The organism is Aminobacter sp. MDW-2, from assembly GCF_014250155.1.
Classification (GTDB): Bacteria; Pseudomonadota; Alphaproteobacteria; order Rhizobiales; family Rhizobiaceae; genus Aminobacter; species Aminobacter ciceronei.
This window is the reverse complement of sequence record NZ_CP060197.1, coordinates 825,084-844,620: the sequence shown is the minus strand read 5'-3', so window position 1 is coordinate 844,620 and position 19,537 is coordinate 825,084. Positions and strand designations below refer to the sequence as shown.

16 protein-coding genes, 1 tRNA gene and 1 pseudogene are annotated in these 19,537 nt (G+C 64.8%); 6 read left to right on the top strand and 12 right to left on the bottom strand.

Annotated features, from left to right (window positions below; all coding sequences use genetic code 11):
* Positions 1-130 precede the first annotated feature (130 nt).
* Genes H5P29_RS04070 through H5P29_RS04060 form a run of 3 tightly spaced genes read left to right on the top strand, consistent with a single transcriptional unit; the run spans position 131 to position 3,088 of the window.
* Positions 131-778, top strand: a complete 648-nt coding sequence (locus H5P29_RS04070; protein ID WP_067955605.1) for a TetR family transcriptional regulator C-terminal domain-containing protein — start codon at positions 131-133, stop codon at positions 776-778.
* Positions 775-2,349, top strand: a complete 1,575-nt coding sequence (locus tag H5P29_RS04065; RefSeq protein ID WP_154385244.1) for a 5-guanidino-2-oxopentanoate decarboxylase — start codon at positions 775-777, stop codon at positions 2,347-2,349. The genes H5P29_RS04070 and H5P29_RS04065 overlap by 4 nt, the downstream gene beginning before the upstream one ends.
* Positions 2,350-2,380: 31 nt before the next feature.
* Entirely contained in the window at positions 2,381-3,088 is a 708-nt protein-coding gene (locus tag H5P29_RS04060) for an SDR family NAD(P)-dependent oxidoreductase (RefSeq protein ID WP_067955601.1), read from the top strand.
* Between the two features lie 50 nt (positions 3,089-3,138).
* On the opposite strand, the gene H5P29_RS04055 is transcribed toward H5P29_RS04060, so the two are convergent.
* From H5P29_RS04055 to aroA, 5 genes are all read right to left on the bottom strand, one after another.
* Positions 3,139-4,281: an alpha/beta hydrolase gene (locus H5P29_RS04055; protein ID WP_154385243.1), complete on the bottom strand. Its 1,143-nt coding sequence runs from the start codon at positions 4,279-4,281 to the stop codon at positions 3,139-3,141.
* A 219-nt stretch (positions 4,282-4,500) separates the two neighbouring features.
* The gene (gene rpsA, locus H5P29_RS04050) at positions 4,501-6,198 is read right to left on the bottom strand and encodes a 30S ribosomal protein S1 (RefSeq protein WP_067955598.1); all 1,698 of its coding nucleotides are present in this window, start codon (positions 6,196-6,198) and stop codon (positions 4,501-4,503) included.
* Between the two features lie 171 nt (positions 6,199-6,369).
* Entirely contained in the window at positions 6,370-7,008 is a 639-nt protein-coding gene (cmk, locus tag H5P29_RS04045; RefSeq protein WP_154385242.1) for a (d)CMP kinase, read from the bottom strand.
* Positions 7,009-7,028: 20 nt separating this feature from the next.
* Positions 7,029-7,730, bottom strand: a complete 702-nt coding sequence (locus H5P29_RS04040) for an SDR family oxidoreductase (RefSeq protein ID WP_154385241.1) — start codon at positions 7,728-7,730, stop codon at positions 7,029-7,031.
* Positions 7,731-7,768: 38 nt separating this feature from the next.
* Positions 7,769-9,109, bottom strand: a complete 1,341-nt coding sequence (gene aroA, locus H5P29_RS04035) for a 3-phosphoshikimate 1-carboxyvinyltransferase (protein WP_154385240.1) — start codon at positions 9,107-9,109, stop codon at positions 7,769-7,771.
* Positions 9,110-9,284: 175 nt separating this feature from the next.
* Between aroA and H5P29_RS04030 the strand changes: the two genes are divergently transcribed.
* Positions 9,285-9,671, top strand: a complete 387-nt coding sequence (locus H5P29_RS04030; protein WP_067955590.1) for a TIGR02300 family protein — start codon at positions 9,285-9,287, stop codon at positions 9,669-9,671.
* 146 nt (positions 9,672-9,817) lie between these two features.
* Positions 9,818-9,893: transfer RNA gene (locus tag H5P29_RS04025), tRNA-Ala, on the top strand.
* Positions 9,894-10,141: 248 nt separating this feature from the next.
* On the opposite strand, the gene H5P29_RS04020 is transcribed toward H5P29_RS04025, so the two are convergent.
* Positions 10,142-10,399 carry a hypothetical protein gene (locus tag H5P29_RS04020; RefSeq protein WP_154385238.1) on the bottom strand — a complete coding sequence of 86 codons (258 nt, stop codon included), beginning with the start codon at positions 10,397-10,399 and terminating at the stop codon, positions 10,142-10,144.
* A 188-nt stretch (positions 10,400-10,587) separates the two neighbouring features.
* On the opposite strand from H5P29_RS04020, the gene H5P29_RS04015 reads away from it, so the two are divergent.
* On the top strand, positions 10,588-11,652 hold the full coding sequence (locus tag H5P29_RS04015; RefSeq protein ID WP_154385237.1) for a siderophore-interacting protein: 1,065 nt from the start codon (positions 10,588-10,590) through the stop codon (positions 11,650-11,652).
* 10 nt (positions 11,653-11,662) lie between these two features.
* Here the strand turns inward: H5P29_RS04015 and H5P29_RS04010 are convergent, their stop codons facing one another.
* The 6 genes and pseudogenes from H5P29_RS04010 to H5P29_RS32900 form a co-directional block, all read right to left on the bottom strand.
* Entirely contained in the window at positions 11,663-13,042 is a 1,380-nt protein-coding gene (locus tag H5P29_RS04010) for a serine hydrolase (protein WP_154385236.1), read from the bottom strand.
* Between the two features lie 99 nt (positions 13,043-13,141).
* On the bottom strand, positions 13,142-14,716 hold the full coding sequence (locus tag H5P29_RS04005; RefSeq protein WP_067955581.1) for an ABC transporter substrate-binding protein: 1,575 nt from the start codon (positions 14,714-14,716) through the stop codon (positions 13,142-13,144).
* 46 nt (positions 14,717-14,762) lie between these two features.
* The gene (locus H5P29_RS04000) at positions 14,763-15,629 is read right to left on the bottom strand and encodes a MurR/RpiR family transcriptional regulator (protein ID WP_154385235.1); all 867 of its coding nucleotides are present in this window, start codon (positions 15,627-15,629) and stop codon (positions 14,763-14,765) included.
* Positions 15,630-15,859: 230 nt separating this feature from the next.
* A complete protein-coding gene (locus H5P29_RS03995; RefSeq protein WP_067955578.1) occupies positions 15,860-16,201 on the bottom strand; it encodes a hypothetical protein in 342 nt (113 codons plus the stop codon).
* 67 nt (positions 16,202-16,268) lie between these two features.
* The gene (locus H5P29_RS03990; protein WP_154385234.1) at positions 16,269-17,492 is read right to left on the bottom strand and encodes an alanine racemase; all 1,224 of its coding nucleotides are present in this window, start codon (positions 17,490-17,492) and stop codon (positions 16,269-16,271) included.
* Between the two features lie 48 nt (positions 17,493-17,540).
* Positions 17,541-19,420 (bottom strand): annotated as a pseudogene (locus H5P29_RS32900) (ABC transporter ATP-binding protein).
* Positions 19,421-19,537: the final 117 nt, after the last annotated feature.

Here is a 19,537-nt window from a genome sequence, read left to right as displayed (position 1 = left end):
TTGCGGCGTCAACGGCGCCATTTCCCGCTTCTTATGCGGCCCATTACGGCACTTGCGACGTTGTTATGCAAGTGTATAAATATTGCGAAAAGCCGGCTTCGGCGATTTTTCTCAAGACGCGAAGGTGGACATGGCAGTCGCTGCGCGGAGAAAATTCCGCCGCGAAGGCGAGGAGCGCCGGCGGCAGGACCTGATCGAGGCGACGCTGGATTGCGTCGCCGAAAACGGCCTGCAGGGTGCCACCGTCAGGGCGATTGCTCTGCGCGCCGGCGTCACCGCAGGCCTGATCAGGCACTATTTCCCGGGCAAGGAAGAGCTGCTGCAGGCAGCCTATGCGACGATCATGGGACGCATGACCGAACTCGCCAAGACAGCGCTTGCAACCGTCGAGGAGGAACCGAGGCTGAGGCTCGCCGCCTTCGTCGGTGCCAGCCTGGTGCCGCCGGTCATCGACGCCAGGACGTTCTCATTGTGGGCGAGCTTCATCGGCCGGGCCGGCTCCGACCCGGCATTGGGCGTGGCGCACAGGGCCGGTTATCTCGGCTTCCGTGACGAGGTCGAGGCGCTGGTGGCCAAGGTGCTGGCCGATGTCGGCCGGAAGGCGAGCGAAGGCGAATTGCGCCGTCACGCCATCGCCATCAATGCGATCATCGATGGTTTGTGGGTGGAGGGTTGTCTCGCCGGCGACATGTTTGCCAGCGGCGAACTGGCGGAGATCGGCATCGGCTCGGTCGAGGCGATGCTGGGATTGAGCTTGCGACAGGGAGACGTGGCATGACGACGATCGGCGAAGCGCTCATCGGGCTTCTGGAGGCGCATGGCGTCGACACGGTGTTCGGCATTCCCGGTGTGCACACGATCGAACTCTATCGCGGGCTGGCGCGCTCAAGCATTCGCCACGTCACGCCGCGCCATGAGCAGGGTGCCGGTTTCATGGCCGACGGTTATGCCCGTGCTTCGGGCCGCCCGGGCGTCGCCTTTGTCATCACCGGCCCCGGCCTGACCAACACCATCACCGCCATGGCCCAGGCACGCGCCGATTCTGTGCCCATGCTGGTCATCTCTGGCGTCAACGCGCTTGGCTCGCTCGGCAAGGGGCTGGGCTTCCTGCATGAGCTGCCCGACCAGCGTGGCATGATGGAGAAGGTGGCGCTGTCGTCGCGGCGGGTGACCGAGGCGGCCGAACTGCCCGGTGCGATTGGCAAGGCCTTCGAGATCTTTGCGACGCGGCGCCCGGGGCCGGTGCATATCGAGATTCCGCTCGATGTCATGGCCTTGCCGGCGGACGGTTTGCGGCAGTTGCCGAAGCGTGGCGCCGCGCATGTTCCGGGCGAACGCGTCATCGCCGAGGCCAGGCAGCTGATCAGTGCCGCGAAACGGCCGCTGATCCTTGCCGGCGGCGGGGCGCGGCGGGCCGGAGCCGAACTTGCGGCCCTGGCGGCAAGGCTCGATGCGCCTGTTGTGACCACGGCCAATGGACGCGGGCTGATGCACGGGCACGAGCTCAACGTGCCGGCAAGCCCGAGCCTCAAGGCTGTGCGCGCGCTGATGGCCGACGCCGATCTTGTGATCGCCGTCGGCACCGAATTCGGCCCGACCGACTACGACATGTATGGCGACGGCGGCTTCGTGATGCCGGAGAAGCTGATCCGCATCGACATAGACGAGATGCAGCTGGGACGGCGCCCGGCACCGGTTTCGATCCGGGCCGATGCGGCGGCAGCGCTGGCGAGGATAGGGGACGATGTCGGCGACGCGCGCAAGGCCGATGGTGCGGCGCGCGCCCGGGCAGCGCGGGAAAGCGCCTGGACGGAGATCGGTCCGGCGATGCAGGCGCAGGTCAAGGCCGTTGAAGTGATCCGCGACGCCTTGCCGGGCGCGATGATCGTCGGCGATTCCACCCAGCCGGTCTATGCCGCCAATCTCTATTACGACCATGACCGGCCGGGCGGTTGGTTCAACGCCGCGACGGGCTATGGCGCACTCGGCTTCGGGCCGCCGGCGGCGATCGGCGCAGCCCTTGCCGTCCCCGATGCGCCAGTCGTCTGTCTCAGCGGCGATGGCGGATTCCAGTTCACTCTGCCGGAGCTGGGTGCTGCGCTCGATGCGGCAGCACCCGTCATCTTCGTCGTCTGGAACAACCGCGGTTATCGCGAGATCGAGACCTCGATGCTCGACGCTGGGGTCGAACCCGTTGGCGTGTCGCCGGTGCCGCCGGATTTCGTGCTGATCGCGCAGGCCTATGGGCTTGAGGCGGAGCGATTGCAGAGTGTCGACCTGCTGGGTGTGGCGCTCAAGAAGGCCCGCTCGACGGGAAAACCCTGTCTGATAGAAGTCACCGTAGAATAGGCTGCGTCGCGGCCCACTACGGGAGTTGATCATGACCAAGAATTTCGAAGGCCGGCATGTGGTGGTTACCGGCGCGACCGGTGCGCTGGGGGCAGCGGTTGCCAGGCACCTGCTGGCCGAGGGCGCCATCTGCCACTTGCCGATCAGCCGGGCCAAGGCTCCTGACGGGTTCGAGTTTGCCGGTCATGATCGCGTCCATGTCGCCACCAGCGTCGACTTGACCGACGCCAAAGCCGTGGATGCTTTCTACGACGCCATTCCGGGCCTGTGGGCTTCGCTCCATTCCGCCGGTGGCTTCGACATGGCCTCCATCGACAAGGTCGATCCGACCCAGTTCGACCAGATGATGGACATCAACGCCAAGACCGCCTTCCTGTGCTGCCGTGCGGCGGCGCGCGCAATGATTGCGGGCCAGGCTGGCGGGCGCATCGTCAACGTTTCGGCCCGCGCCGGCATCGAGCCGCGCAAGGGCGGCGGCATGGCCGCTTATGCCGTAAGCAAGGCAGCTGTTGCGGCGCTGACCCTGGCGCTGGCCGAGGAGTTGAAGGGCGCCGACATCCTGGTCAACGCCGTGGCGCCGTCGACGCTCGACACCAAGGCCAATCGCGATGCGATGCCCAAGGCGGATTTCGCCAAATGGGTCAGCCTCGAAGCGGCTGCTGTTACGATCGCGCAGCTGGCATCGCCGGCCAATCAGGTCACCAGCGGCACGGTGGCAGAGATCTACGGCCGCGCGTAGGCACAATCGCCTGCAACGAAGTCAGGCCGCGAGCAGAATGGTGGCCGCGCCTACTGTGTCAGCAGGCCGCCATTGGGTACGCCAAGCAGTTTGGCCGGCAGGTAGATGACCAGCGAAGCAGCGCCCTTGATGACCTGGCCGCCGTCGGCCAGGATCGTCTCGGCCGGCGCGCCCTCGCCCCTGTCGGTGACGTCGTTCATCAGTCCGCCCGAGGTCGTCAACGCCATCAGCGTCGGCGAACTGGCGAAGACGCCATGGCTGCCGCCGTCGAGGTTGGAGGTGTCGAGCACGGTTATGTTCTCGGCCTGGAGGGCTGCGACGTCGGCGCCGCTGCCGACGCGTGGATGGCCGCCAGTTAGCCCGCCCGACAGGTTGAGCGCCTTGTCGCGCTTCGAAACCAGGATCATGAACGGGTCGGGCAGGTCGTCAATATCGCGCAGCTGGCTCTGGAAGACGTCGATGTCGATATCGGGTGCCGCAAGCACCAGGCCGTTGATGCGGTTGATGTATTTGCCGCGGCCGCTCAGCGACAGGCTGCGCAGCGCCTCCATCACCACATAGCTGCCCATCGAGTGGCCGACGAGCACGATGCGCTTGGCCTTGGTGCGGGCGGCGATCTCGATGGTGTCGGCAAGGCCGTCGCGGCTGTATGCGGCGCTGTCGCGGTCGTAGACATAGAGCGGCAGCGACCCGGCCGACGGCCAGGCGTAATGCAACGCCACCGCCTTGACCTCGTAGTCGTGGACGATCTGGGTGTTGCGGAAGATGCTGTCGGCGAAGTTGTTGTTGTAGCCGTGCACGAAGATGAAGATCTCGCGCTCGGCCTCGGGACGTCGCATCAGGTCGGCGTCGAGGGCGGCGACGAACTGCGTCTTGTCGTCATAGGGCTGGAAGGTGCGGGCGATGAAATTGCGTTCCGGGCTCGGCGTGCGGCTCGTGCTTTCGACCTCGCCGGCGACATGGGTCCTTGGGATGCCGATCTCGAACTTTGCGAAGTCGAGCTGCTTGGCGCGTTCCGCCGAATAGGGCAACGACAGGTCATTCGAGCGGGCGCGCATTGTCGAGACATAGATCTGGACGACGGAAGCGGATTCGCCCTGCTTGCCGTCATTGAGCCCAAGCACGGCCCGGCCGCCGCAGCCTGAGAGGACCAGCAACACGAAAAAGACGGTCAGAAAACGCAAACTGGGCATGGGCAGGCTCTGAACGCGGGCGGCAAGTCTGCGATTAATGCGCAGCAATTCCCTGTCACGGCAACCTTGGACAAGCCGATCATGCCGGGCCGGGAAGCATTCGGATGAGCCGTGAAGCATTCCGGCATCACTTCTGGCCGGCGACGACAATCAGACAAAGAAAAACCCCACCGGATCGCTCCGGCGGGGTCATTCAGTTCACGACAATGAGCTGTTGGCTCAGTTGTTGCGGTTCTTCAGGGCTGCGCCGAGGATGTCGCCGAGCGAAGCGCCGGAGTCGGTCGAGCCGTACTGAGCGACTGCTTCCTTCTCTTCGGCGATTTCCAGCGCCTTGATCGAGACCTGCAGCTTGCGGGTCTTCTTGTCGAAAGCGATGACGCGGGCGTCAACCTTCTGGCCGACGACGAAGCGCTCAGGGCGCTGCTCGTCACGGTCGCGGGACAGGTCGGCGCGCTTGATGAAGGTCTCGATGCCGCTCTCGACAAGACGGACTTCGAGGCCACCATCCTTGATCGCGATCACTTCGCAGGTGACGACGGCGTTCTTGCGCAGTTCGCCAGAGGTCGAAGCTTCACCGACGGCGTCCTTGCCGAGCTGCTTGATGCCGAGCGAGATGCGCTCCTTCTCGATGTCGACGTCGAGAACCTGAGCCTTGACCATGTCGCCACGGTTGTACTCTTCGATGACCTGCTCGCCCGGACGGTTCCAGTCGAGGTCGGACAGGTGCACCATGCCGTCGACGTCGCCGTCGAGACCGATGAACAGGCCGAATTCGGTCTTGTTCTTGACTTCGCCTTCGACTTCGGTGCCGACCGGGTGGTTACGGGCGAAAGCTTCCCACGGATTCTCGAGCGTCTGCTTGAGGCCGAGCGAGATGCGGCGCTTGGCCGGATCCACTTCGAGCACGACCACGTCGACCTGCTGGGTGGTCGACAGGATCTTGCCGGGGTGCACGTTCTTCTTGGTCCACGACATTTCCGAAACGTGGATGAGGCCTTCGATGCCCGGCTCGAGCTCGACGAACGCACCGTAGTCGGTGATGTTCGTGACGGTGCCGGTGATCTTCTTGCCGATCGGGAACTTGGTGCCGATGTCCGACCACGGATCCGACTCGAGCTGCTTCATGCCGAGCGAGATGCGGTGGGTTTCCTGGTTGATGCGGATGATCTGCACCTTGACCGTCTGACCGATGTTGAGGATTTCGGTCGGATGGTTGACGCGGCGCCAGGCCATGTCGGTGACGTGCAGCAGGCCGTCGATGCCGCCGAGGTCAACGAACGCACCGTAGTCGGTGATGTTCTTGACCACGCCCTCGACAACCTGACCCTCTTCGAGGTTCTGGACGATCTCGGAGCGCTGCTCTGCACGGCTCTCTTCGAGAACAGTGCGGCGCGACACGACGATGTTGCCACGACGGCGATCCATCTTGAGGATCTCGAAGGGCTGCGGGTTGTGCATGAGCGGGGTGACGTCGCGGATCGGACGGATGTCGACCTGCGAACGCGGCAGGAAGGCAACGGCGCCGTCCAGATCGACGGTGAAGCCGCCCTTGACCTGGTTGAAGATGACGCCTTCGACGCGCTCACCCTTGGTGAACTTCTCTTCGAGCTTGACCCAGCTCTCTTCGCGGCGAGCCTTGTCGCGCGACAGCATGGCTTCGCCAAGCGCGTTTTCGATGCGCTCGACATAAACCTCGACGGTGTCGCCGACCTTGAGCGAGCCGTCCTTGGCCTTGGCGCCGAATTCCTTCAGCGGAACGCGACCTTCGACCTTCAGGCCGACGTCGATGATGGCCATGTCTTTTTCGATGGCCGTGACGATGCCCTTGACGACCTGGCCTTCGCCCGAATGACCGTCCGAGAAGGACTCTTCGAGCAGGCTCGCGAAATCGTCGCGGGAGGGATTAGCTTGTGACATTGGATCTCCTGGTGCGTCCCGTCTAGCGGGAGCGGCGCCGTGGGTTAGCGTTGCGTTGACCTGCCAACATCCCGGGCAATAAGCCCTTGGCCGCCCAAAGCGGCAAATCGGCGCAAGAAGAATGCGGACAGGTCGGTTAAGTAGCGAAGCCCTGAGGCTTCAGCCGTGCCTTCAACTGCCAAGGGCCCGATCAACGATATCCCTAGCTGCGGAAAACGCGGCTTCTATATCCATTTCTGACGTATCGAGCAAGTGCGCGTCGTCGGCGGGCCTGAGCGGGGAGTCGGCGCGGCCGGTGTCGCGCTCGTCACGGCGGACGATATCAGCGAGAATCCCGGTGAAATCGGCGCTGCCGCCATTGGCCTCGATCTCGGCGAGCCGGCGCTGGGCGCGGACCTCGGCGCTGGCGGTGACATAGAGCTTCACTTCGGCGTCGGGGCAGACCACTGTGCCGATGTCGCGGCCGTCGAGCACGGCACCTTGCGGCGCGCGTGCGAAGTCACGCTGCTTGTCGACAAGAATCTTGCGCACCTCGGGGATGACCGCGACCTTCGACGCCGCGTCGCCGACGGCATGCGCCGACAGCACCTTGCGGTCGAGATGGCCGAGATCGACCAGCCTTGCCGCCTCGATGGCGTGGGCGACGTCGTTGAGCGGCCAGCCCTTCTCAAGCAGCATGTGGGCGACGGCGCGATAGGTCAGCCCGGTGTCGAGCAGCGCCAGGTGGTAGTAGTCGGCGAGCCGGCGGGCGAGCGTACCTTTGCCGGCGCCGGCCGGACCGTCGATGGCGATGGTGATGGAAGCAGGCATGTCCTGACCCGAACTCCTGGTCAGACGCCGCGCATCAGGCCGCCATCGACCTTCAGGCTCTGCCCGGTGATGTAGGCGGCGCCCTCCGAGGCAAGGAAGGCAATCGTCGCGGCGATCTCCTGGGAGGTGCCGTAGCGCTGCATCGGCACGCCGTCGCGGCGCTCGTCGGTCTGCGGCAGGCTGTCGATCCAGCCCGGCAGCACATTGTTCATGCGGACATTGTGCTGGGCGTACTGGTCGGCGAAGAGCTTGGTGTAGGCGGCGAGGCCGGCGCGCGCCACGGCCGATGTCGGGAACATCGCCGCTGGTTCGCCGACCCAGGCGGTCGAGATGTTGACGATGGCGCCGCCCTTCTGGGCAACCATGACAGGCGCAACGAGGCGCGTCGCGCGCACGACATTCATGAAATAGACGTCGATGCCGGTGTGCCACTGCTCGTCGGTGATCTCCAGCAGCGGCGCCCGCGGGCCGTGGCCTGCGCCGTTGACCAGCACGTCGATGCGGCCCCACTTTTCCATCGCCAGGTCGACGAAGCGCTTGAGGTCGTCGTTCGACTGGTTGGACCCGGTGAAGCCGAGCCCGCCGAGCTCCTTGGCCAAGGCCTCGCCCTTGCCGGAGGACGACAGGACGGCGACCGAATAGCCGTCTGCTGCCAGCTTGCGCGCCGCCGCGGCACCCATGCCGCTGCCGCCGCCGACGATCATTGCTACTTTGTCAGACATAGGCTCGCTCCTCGTTGGTCCTGCCGAACTTAGGGGGCTTATTCGATCTCTGCACCCAGATTTGCCATCAGGCCCATGAACTCGGGGAAGCTGGTTGCGATCATCGCCTGGTCGTCGACGGTGACGGGCTTTTCGGCAGCCAGGCCCATGACCAGGAAGCTCATGGCGATACGGTGGTCGAGATGGGTCTTGACGGTGCCGCCGCCGAGGCCCTTGCCGCCGGGCACGCCGCGGACGGACAGCGTTGTCTCGCCTTCGGTGCAGTCGGCGCCATTGGCTTCGAGTCCGCGGGCAACCGCTGCCAGGCGGTCGGATTCCTTGACCCGCAGCTCTTCCAGCCCCTGCATCAGCGTTTCGCCCTCGGCGAAGCAGGCGGCGACGGCGAGGACCGGGTATTCGTCGATCATTGACGGCGCGCGTTCGGCCGGGACCTTGACGCCCTTGAGCTCGGAGCCGCGGACGCGCAAATCGGCGACGTCCTCGCCGCCGGCATTGCGGCGGTTGAGGATCTCGATCGACCCGCCCATCTCGATCAGCGTGGTGATCAGGCCGGTGCGGGTCGGGTTCATCAGCACGTTTTCGATGGTGATGTCGGAGCCCGGCACGATCAGCGCCGCCACCAGCGGGAAACCGGCCGAGGACGGGTCGCCCGGCACTGCGATGATCTGGCCTGTGAGCTTGCCCTGGCCTTCGATGAAGATGTGGCGGACGCCCTGCTCGTCGGTCTGGACCTCGATGTTGGCGCCGAAGCCCTTGAGCATCTTTTCGGTGTGGTCGCGGGTCATCACCGGCTCGATGACGGTGGTGATGCCGGGCGTGTTGAGGCCGGCAAGCAGCACGGCCGACTTGACCTGGGCGGAGGCCATCGGCACGCGGTAGCTGATCGGAGCGGCCTGCCGCGGGCCGCGCAGCGTCAGCGGCATGCGGTCGCCGGGGGCGGCATTCAGCACCTGCACGCCCATCTGGCGTAGCGGATCGAGCACGCGGCCCATCGGCCGGCCCGACAGCGAGGCGTCGCCAATGAAGGTGGTTTCCATGTCATAGGTGCCGACGAGGCCCATGGTCAGGCGCGAGCCGGTGCCGGCATTGCCGAAGTCGAGCGGCGCCTCGGCCTGCAGGAGCGCGCCGTTGCCGGTGCCCTTGATGACCCATTCGTCGCCATGCTTCTCGATATGGGCGCCCATTGCCTTCATCGCGTCGCCGGTGCGCATCACGTCCTCGCCCTCGAGCAGGCCGGTGATGCGGGTTTCGCCGGAAGCCAGGCCGCCAAACATGAAGGAGCGGTGCGAAATCGACTTGTCTCCAGGAACGCGGGCGGTTCCAGACAGGGATTTCGACTTCCGGGCGATGGCCGGCTGCGGCACAGCTTGATGCGACATGGTGGTTCCTCGTGCGGGACGCCCTGCGAAACCGGGCTTTCCCAATGATTGCGGCGGTGTCGTAGCATCGATTGCCGCAACGGTCATCCCCCATCGCCCCTGCCGGGGGATTTGGCTTTGACAGCGCCCCAAACTGCGGCTAAGGGGTCCAAAAAGCGACAAGACGAGGCCTGACGTGGCAAAACCCGAACTTGGCACCAAACGTGTCGACCCGGAAACGGGACGTAAATTCTATGATCTGAACAAGGACCCGATCGTCTCGCCCTACACCGGCAAGGCCTATCCGCGCTCCTACTTCGACGATGGCAAGATCGCCGCCATCATGGAAGAGGAAGAGGAAGCCGACGCCAAGGAGCTCGACGCCGAGGATGAAGGCGCAGAGGTCGTGTCCCTGGAGGACGCCGACGACGAGGCCAAGGGCGGCGACGACCTGCCGGATCTGGACGACGATGATGTCGACCTGGGCGACGATGACGACGACACGTTCCTCGCCGACGAGGAAGAGGAAGACGACGACGTCTCCGACATGATCGGCGTCGGCGACGACGACGACGAGATCTGACACGGCTTTTCGGGAAACCGAAAAAAGGTTTCGATCAAGGCTTGCCAATGGTCGAATGCGGCGCTAGAAGCCGCCCAACAACACCGGCGCGGACGACAAGTTCGCGCCGACCTTCGCCGGAAACGGCGCCCGGCCAAGGCCGGTGTGGGGCCATAGCTCAGCTGGGAGAGCGCCTGCATGGCATGCAGGAGGTCAGCGGTTCGATCCCGCTTGGCTCCACCAAATTCCTTCACCAAGTCAGCACGTTAGAGACAGTGGCCAGCAGGCCGCTACGTTGTCCTGACCAAGCAGTTTTCCTTCGTCACATCACGAGTTAGTCCGCATCCGCTCGGTTTGTCGGCGCAGCCATTTCATCCGGATTGAGCGTGCCGGCCAGTTGGGTAGCGCGTCCGCCGTGCATGGACCGCAGCCGGCCATCCGGGCGCCGTCGAGCGCGACCAGCGCCCGATTCGCTGCCTTAGGCGCGGTGCTCAACGCCGGGACGGAAACACCTGCTCCGCCGTCGGTCGGCCAAAACCGTCATTCATCAACTGGATGAGTAGAGATCCTTGCGTTCGGCCGCCGGTGACGCTGACCATCTGTCCAGTCGAATCGATGACCGTGCCGGCATGCGCCAGCGTGGTGAGTGCAGCGAGCAGCAGGCAAAGCAGGGCCGCGCGAGCAATGGCGCGCGACCGGAGCAAGGTCTGCGCGTCTGCCAGTAAGCTGAAGGGCTCTACACGGTCCATGTCGTCGGTCCTGTCCTGAGGCTGCGGCAACGATTTAACTTGACTATCATATTCAAGTTTAAATATTCAAGCCCATGACGCGGACAGTACCCGTCGAGCCAGCTCGGTGCGGCCCCGCACATTCAGCCAGCAATTTGCCAGGTGGACGACCTGGGGGTGGAAGCGACACGAACCGGAAGCGAACTGACATGACCGACCTTCAATCCCGCGCCCAACTGCAGCTGCAACTTTCGCCCGATCAACTGGAGAAGATCCGCGATCGGCTGGAGAGCTTTGACGCGAGCGCAAGCGCAGAGGGCGATGCCGTCAATTTCCGCTTCCTCTTTGGCGAAGCCTCGTTGGTGATGCCCAAGGGAGCGCTGATCATGCGGGCCAGGTCATCGCATCCCGACGGCCTGGCCCGGCTCAAGGATTTGATGGCGACGTCGGTGGAGTTCTACGCCAGAGAGAGCCAGCCGCAGATCGTTTGGCAGGGCGACCTATCGGGCCAAGGCGAGCTGGAGCAGTTCCGCCTGGCGACCGTCGTCAACGTGATCGACCTGACGCCGCATATGAAGCGCATCCGGCTCAAGGCGCCCAATCTCGAACGCTTCGCCTCGTTTGGCGGTCTGCACATCCGCATGCTGTTTCCGACGGCCAGTGTGCCGAATCCGGTCTGGCCGGTGCGTGGCAACAACGGCCTTGTGTCTTGGCCCGACGAAAACAGGCGCCCACCATCGCGGGTCTACACCATACGCCGGCTGGAAGTGGCCGGCGGGCATTTCGACGTCGATTTCTTGATCCACGAAGGCGAGAGCGTCGGTTCCAACTGGGCATCGGCAGCGCGCGAGGGTGACAAGGTCGGCATTTTGGGGCCGGTCGGACGTCCGCTCAGGCCGGCCGACTGGTTTGTCATGGGTGCCGACGAAACCGCCCTGCCGGCGGTCGGGCGGATGCTGGAGAGCCTGCCGGCAACGACGCGCGGCATCGCCTTCATCGAAGTCGCTGACGAGGGCGAACGCCAGCAGATCGACAATCTGACCGCGGTCGAGGTGAAGTGGCTGTACCGCAACGGTATAGCAGGCGGCGAGAGCACCGCCCTCGCCGATGCGGTCATGTCGGTTGCCTGGCCGGAGCAGGTAACAGGCTTCGGCTGGTTTGCGGCGGAAGCCGCAGCGGCAAAACGGGTGCGCGACCACTGGCGCAGCGATCTGTCGCTGGGCCGAGACCAGACGATCGCCTCGGCCTACTGGACGCGAGGCGACGCCGGCTGATCCCCGGGGATCATTCCATGTGAAAGCGCATCGCGCTGACGCGGCCGTCCGCCTGCCGGTCGACGGTCCAGTGCATGTGATAGCGCCCGGTCGGCAGGCGGTAGCGCCGCTGGCCACGGCCGTCGTCGTCGACGAGTTCGAGCGGCGCCGGGCCGAGGTCGGCTTCGCTCTCGATGATGACCTGTTCCAACCAGTGATCGTTCCATAGCTGCCAGGCTTCGTCGCTGAAGGCATCGCGCGGGGCCTGACGCGCGGCGATCATCCTGATCAGGCCGTCGTCAGCCTTGGTGCGGTCCGGCGTGGCGTCGGCGATCGGTTCGTATGGCGCCAGGGCGGCGTCGACGATGCCGGCAATCTGCTGTGCGATGCGTGCGACCTGGGCGTCGTCGACGTTGGCGAGCACAGCGACCGACAGATTCTGCGCCGGAAAGCGCGCGAGCTCGGCGCGGAAGCCGTACCAGGTGCCGCCATGCCTGATCTTGCGCTGGCCGCGCACGTCGGAATTCTGCCAGCCGAGCGCATAGCCGTTAATGGCAGGGCGGCCGTCGCGCATCAGCGCTGGTTCGAACATCTCGGCGACGATATCGGGGCGGAAGACCTGCGGCCGGTCTAGCTCGATGAACCAGCGCGCGATGTCTCGCGGCGAGAAGAACAGGCCGCCATCGCCGGTGCGCAGCAGCGTCGGCGCCGTCCAAAGCCGGTTGCGCAGCTCGCCATTTTCGCGGCTGTAGCCTGCCGAGCGGTTGGGCACAATGTCGGACCAGCTTGCGTCGCGGGCGCTCGCCATGCCAGCAGGCGCAAACAGCTGTTCGCGCAGCAGTGTGTAATAGGGCTTGCCGCTGACGCGGGCGACGATCAGCGATGCCACGATGTAGCTGGTGTTGGAGTAGCGGTAGCTTTCGCCGGGCGCGAAGGCCAGAGGCGACAGGCTGGCCAGTGCCAGCAGCTGCGCGTCGTTGTGGTCCTGCCAGAGATTGAGTGGCACGACGTTCCCTTCGATCGGCGCCGGCGCAAAGGCATCGCCGAAATTGCCGAGGCCACTCATCATCGTCAGCAGCTGGCGGATCGTCATCGCGGCCCAGCTCTCCGGCGTCTCGATCAGGTAGCGCCTGACCGGATCGTCGAGCTTGAGACGCCCCTGCTGAACCAGAAGCAGCACGGCGGCGGCGGTGAACATCTTGCCGGTCGAGCCCGAGTGGAAGATGCTGTCTGATGATGCGGGCACGTTGTGCTCGACATCGGCCAGGCCGTAGCCGCCGATATGCAGGACCTGCCCGTCGCGGACGATGGCCACGCCAAGCCCAGGGATCTTGCTGCGCTCCATCTCTGCATTCAGGTGGTCTTCCAGCGTGGTTGCGAGGCTGGTGGCGGATTTTTCCGTGCTGTGCATTGCGGTGTCTTTCATTGCTGCGTGCGGTGGCAGGCATGCGGCACTGTTGCGCCGCATGATGGTCCGATGCCGTCTTTCGGTTCAGGTGACGTCTGGCCGTCAGTCGGCGGGTTTGACGTCGACGAGCGAGTAGGGCGCCCGGAACGGCTGGGGTACCGAAAGCCTCGTCTTGTTGAAAACCATCGTCTGGGCCGGTTCGTGCACCGGTACACCGACGAAATTGGCGAGCAGCTGGCCGTGGAAGTTCCGGAAGTTGACGACGCGCTCGTCCCACGACTTCGAGCCATACATGGCGAGTTCACGCAGCTCCTCCGACTTCGGGTCGTTCCACATCGACAGGTTCCAGGAATCCAGGCGCTTGGCACTGAAGAACCAGTCGAGGATGTCGGCGTTGGTCCAGGAATAGGGCGCAAGCACCAGCTCGCGCTCGGGCTTGAGGAACTGGCTGCGGTAGGTGCCGGCGTCGAACACGGTGATCTCGGCTTTCACGCCGACGGCCTTGAGCTGTGCCTGGATGATCTCGGCCGTGCGCTTGTATTCGGTGTCGGCCCGGGCCCAGAGCTTGACCTTGAGCGGCTTGCCGTCCTTGACACGAACACCGTCGGCGCCGCGAGCCCAGCCGGCCTCGTCGAGCAGGCTGGCTGCCTTGGCTGGGTCATGCCTGATCTGCAGTGCCGGATCGACATTTGCCTCGCCCAGTGCGGCGACCAGGAACTGGTGCGCCTCCTTGCCGACCCCGCCATAGACGCTCTTCAGGATCGAGGCCTGGTCGATGGCAAGTGCTGTCGCCTGCCGCACGCGGATGTCGGTGAAGGGGGCAGCCTGGGTGTTGATGGTAACGAGGGTCACGCCATAGCCGGGAAGCTCCCTCAGATCGATGTCTGCCTCGTCCTTCAGCTGCGGCAGGAAGTCGGTCGGCACGTCGAGCAGCATGTCGACGCCGCCGGTCTTGAGTTCGAGGAAGGCGGTCGAAGCGTCGGGGATTTCGCGCGCGGTCAGGCGCTTGATGTACGGCGCGCTTTTGTTTTCCGTCAGCGCGCTGCCCCAGCTGTAGTCCTCATTGGCGACGAGCACGGTTTCCTGGCCGACGACGAAGCTCTCGAGCTTGTAGGGGCCGGTGCCGACGGCCTCGGTCACGCCGTAGTCCTGGCCGCCCGCCTCATAGGCCTTCGGGCTCGGGACGCCCATGTTCGTCATGGCGAGGTTGAAGATCAGGTTCGGCTCGGGACGCTTCAGGACGAAGCGCACTGTGTGGTCGGCGACGACCTCGACGCTCTCGATGGCATCGACCATGTATTCGTTTTCGGTGCCTTTGAACTTGGGGATCCACCAGGCGATGGTCTGGGCGTTGAACGGCTCGCCGTCGGTAAAGGTCACGTCTTTGCGCAATTCGAAGGTCCAGCTCATACCGTCGGGACTGACCTCCCAGGAGCTGGCGAGATGCGGATGATAGGACTGGTCGGCCGCCTGCTCGACGAGGCGGTCGTAGATCAGCCCGGCGGCCATGTTGAGGGTGACGGCGCGGATCGGATCATAGCTGGCGGCGCCCGACTCCTGACGCCCGATCACGATCACCGCCTCGGTTTCCGCCAATGCGTGCGCGGGCGAAAACAGCCCGACAGCGATGCCAAGCGAAATAGCGGATGCAGAAAATAGGAACCAGCGACGGTTCATGAACCCCTCCCAAGGTTGCGTTGTGGATCGTGTGGCGGTGTCGGTGCTACGTCTTTCGGCCGGCGTGGCCGACGAAATCGCCATAGAGACCGGACATCCGGTCGAGGCGTTGCTCGACCTCCGGCCCGAGCTCGCCGATGATGCCATTGACCATCAGGTGGACGAGCGTCAGCATCGGCCCGTTGGTGTCCCAGAACAGGTTGATCTCCGAAGGTACTGCAAAGACCTCTGTGGTGCAGTCATGCGCCCAGTCGCAGAACAGGTCGGTGACGAGTGTCACCGGCATGCCGGCGTCGCGGGACCTTTGCGCCAGGAGCGCGGCCTGGCGGGAATAGCGGCGCGCGTCGAACATGACGAGCGCCGAGGCTTTCGGGTCGGCGAGCAGCACCTCGGAAAAAATGCCCGAGGAATGGTCGGCGAGATGCACGCCGTCCCTGACATACTGGAGCAGGTGGGCCATTGTCGCGGCGATGCCGCGCTCGCTTTGGAAACCGGCGATGAAGACGTTGTTCACTGTCGCAAGGCGCTTGACCACGGCGGACCATTGCGGCGTCCGAACCAGCTCATAGACCCGAACGGTGGCGGCGAGTTCGAGCTCGAGGCTTCTTGCCAGGTCGCCGCCACCTTCGCGGGTGCTCGCTTGGAACTCTCGCAGCCGGTCGCCGATCAGCCACGGGCTGTCGGAGACGTCGACCTTGAGGTCGGCCTTGAGGTCCTTGAAGTGCTGGTACCCGATCGAGCGGCAGAAACGCCCGACCGTCAGTTCGCTGACGCCGACCTTTTCGGCGACGGTCATCGCGGTTTCGAACGGCAGTTCGCTGAGATTGGCCAACATGTAGGTGGCGATGGCGCGGCTCGCCCCCGCGCCGCTCTGCAGGCTGTCCGTCAATCGCTGGCGTACCGTTCCGCTCATCTGTTCTCCTCCTGCAAATAAGATTGTCAGTTTTCTGAAATCGAATCAATGGTGTTATTTTTCTGACATTGCAGGATATACGGAAGCTTCGCCGATGCGCTGCACCGCCGGCAGTAGCGCTGGGGATGGGCGATTGCATGAGAACGGCGCCGGAGGGGCATTCGTCTGGCAACGTTGATGCCGAGCGGCTGGAAGAGGTGGAAAGTGTCGGCGTGTTGCGCGGCAATTGCCTAGCGGCATTTGCGCTTTCTGACAGAGTCGATGGCGGCCTGCTCCTGCCGCAGGCCGTCGATCCTGGCCGTCTGCCTGTCCTGGATGGCAGTGATGGCCTTGGTGCCGCCCGGCGCCCATGCCGGAACGTTCCACTGGCCGACGGTGCCGCGGCTGATCGCGGTGCGCGAAATGCTTGATGCCGTGGTGCCCATGACGACATCGAGTTCAGCACAGGCCATGGCGTCGTACTTCAGCGGATCAACTGGTCCGACCGAGCCTGGCCCGGATACGCAGCCGGCCGCGGCGGCCAGGGCGAGGAACAGTGTGGTCCTCGCTGAAGCAAGAGCAATTGCCTTCATCGGGCAAGAGTAACAAGCCCGGCCGGAGATTGGAACCAGGTGCCCAGGTGAGCGCTCGCGCGTCAGCTCAGGTCTGGCAGCTGCGGGCGTTGACCGGCAGCGTCAGCACTTCGCTTTCGTCGCGGCGAAGGACAAAACTGTCGAAATTGGCGATGGTGGCGCAGGAGTGATTGGGGAACACCCTGACGCGGCTGCCGAGCGGCAGGGTGCGAACTCCCGCGGGTACGAAGCCGTGCTCCTCCGACATGCGTTCGAGCGTCCACACGCCAGCGCCGCTGCCGGCGTCGGCGCCGATGACGATGCCGAAGCCGTTGCCGCCCATGCCATGGGCGCCACGGTCGGAGCTCATCGTCTTGGAGCCGGCATCGATAATGAAATGTGTGTCGTTGGCGGCAACGACACGAGCCACCACCGAAAGCGCCAGATCGTCGGCACTGCAGATGCCGAGGCGGAGGGCGGTGCCGTCGAGGAAGACGTAGTTGCCAGGGCGGATGCAGTCGACTGCCTGCAGCGGCGCGCCGAGACAGGTCGGCGTCGCCCCGACCGACAGGCAGGGTACATCGATGCTCAGGCCCTTCAGCATGGCGGCGAGGCCGGTTAGTGCTGCAGCCTCGGTGCGGGCAACCGCGGCGAGGTTTTCGGAATCGGTTGCGGCATAGGAATGGCCGGCATGCGACAGCAGGCCGGCGAAATGCAGGCCGGGTGCTGCGGCGATCTTTTGGCAGACAGCGATCGCCGCGGGATCGTTCGGCTTGAGGCCAACGCGACCGAGACCGACATCGACCTTGAGGAAGACGCCGATGTCGACGCCGTGGCGCACGGCAGCGGTGGAGAGCGCGTCGACGCCCATTTCGCTGGCGGCAATCGTGCGCAGTTCGGTGCCGTGCGCCTTCACCGCCGGCAGCAGGCGGTCGAGCGAACCGGCATTGACGATCGGATAGGCGACGATGATCGAGGGGATGCCGGCCTCGACGAAGACCAGTGCCTCGCTTGGCTTGGAGGCGGTGATGCCACGGGCGCCAAGCGCCAGCTGCCGCTTCGCCAGGTCGATGCTCTTGTGCGTCTTGACGTGCGGGAACATGACGAGCCCTGCAGCATCGGCGCGGGCCTGCATCGCCTGCATGTTGCGGGCCAAGCGCGTCTCGTCGACCTCGACATAGGGTGTCGGCCGTTCCGCCGCTGCCGGGCGCCTAAGGCCCTCGATCTTCAGCTGCGCCTGGGATGCGGCAATGTCGGGGCTTGTGTTGGCGGACGCAGGGGCGGCCGCCAACGACACGTTCGAAGGGGTCATGTTGGGAATGCTCTGATTTGAAATAGGGAATGCTTGATAAGGCAGTCGTCAGCCCGCGGCCACCTGTCTTACGTAGTGGGTGGATGAGATCTGGTGCATCGGCAGCTCGACGGGCACGAAGTCGGGTGCGCGCATGGCGCTCGGGATTTCGTCCGACATTGGCACTCGTCCTTCCGGACGGCGCGTCGGATCGGCGATCGGCACCGTCGACAAAAGCTTGCGCGTGTAGGGGTGCTGTGGGTTGCCGAAGATCGAGCGGCGGTCGCCGATCTCGACGATCTCGCCGAGATACATCACTGCGACCCGGTGGGCGATGCGCTCGACCACGGCCATGTCGTGGCTGATGAACAAAAGCGCGATCTGCATGTCGCGCTGCAAGTCCATAAAAAGGTTGATGACCTGTGCCTGGATGGTGACGTCGAGCGAGGCGACCGCCTCGTCGGCGACGATCAGGCGCGGGCGGAGGGCAAGGGCGCGGGCAATGCAGATGCGCTGGCGCTGGCCGCCGGAGAACGCGTGCGGGTAACGTTCCAGCAGCTCCGGCGCGAGCTCGACCTTGGCCATCAGCTCGGCAGCGCGGGCCCGCATGCTCTCCAAGGAGCCGAGCTTGTGCACCCGCATCGGGTCGATCAGCGACTGCTCGATGGTCATGCGCGGATTGAGCGAGGAGAACGGGTCCTGGAAGACCATCTGGGCTTGGCGTCGAAACTTCGCCACCACTTGCCGCGGCGCGCCGACAAGTTCGACGCCGTCGAAGCGGATCGAGCCGGAGCGTGGCTTGTCGAGCTGCATGATCGACCGCGCGACGGTTGACTTGCCACAGCCCGACTCGCCGACCAGCGCCAGTGTCTCGCCGGGGAAGATGTCGAAGGAGACGTTTTCAACGGCATGGACGCGGCCGGAGACATGGCCGAACAGGCCGGTCTTGAGGTCGAAGCGGGTGACCAGGTTGCGCACTTCGACCAGCGGCCGGCCAACCTCTTTCATTGGGGAGGATGCGTTCATTTGCCTGCCTCGGCGAGCTGGCGCTCCGGTTCGAACACCAAGAGCGGGAACTTTTCGGGCGCGTCCTTGTCGGCCATGCTGCCGAGGCGCGGCACTGCCGAGATCAGCGCGCGCGTATAGGCGTGCCTAGGCTTGGCGAAGACGTCGTAGACGGTTCCCGTCTCGACGATCTCTCCCTTAAGCATGACGCAGACCCGGTCGGCGACCTCGGCGACGACGCCCATGTCATGGGTGATGAACAATACCGACATGCCGATCTCCTGCTGCAAGGCGCGAACAAGATCGAGGATCTGCGCCTGGATGGTCACGTCGAGCGCCGTTGTCGGCTCGTCGAGGATCATCAGCGACGGCCGGCAGGCGAGCGCGATGGCAATCATCACGCGCTGGCGCATGCCGCCGGAGAGCTGGTGCGGATACTGGTCGAGGCGGCGTTCGGCATCGGGTACGCGCACCAGCTTGAGCGTGTTGAGCGCGATCTGGCGCGCCTGCTCCGGTGTCTTGCCCTGATGGTGGACGACGGCCTCGGCGATCTGGTCGCCGACGGTGAAGACCGGGTTCAGGCTCGACATCGGATCCTGGAAGACGATCGAAATTTCGGCGCCCCTGAGTGCCTCGACGCGCTTTTCGGAGAGCTTGGCGAGGTCGGCGACCTTGCCGTCCTTGAGGCGCATCAGTACCCGTCCGCCGGTGATGGCGGCACCATCATATTCGGTCAGCCGCATGATCGTCATTGCCGTCACCGACTTGCCCGAGCCGGACTCGCCGACCAGCGCCACCGTCTCGCCGCGCGAAATGGTGAAGGAGATGCCGCGCACGGCGCGGAAAGGTGCGCGGGAGCGGACAGCGAAGGAGACTTCGAGATCCTCAACCGACAGGATGACATCCTCGGGCAGTTCGGGTGGGGCGGAGTTGGCAGGGATCATCGGCGCATGGACCCGGTTTCAACGACGAGATGTCGTGTCGGGGCATCGAACGCAACGGCGCCGCGTCCTGTCAATAGGCGGGCAGGGGGTAGTGGCCCGCCCTGGAGCGGTCATGTC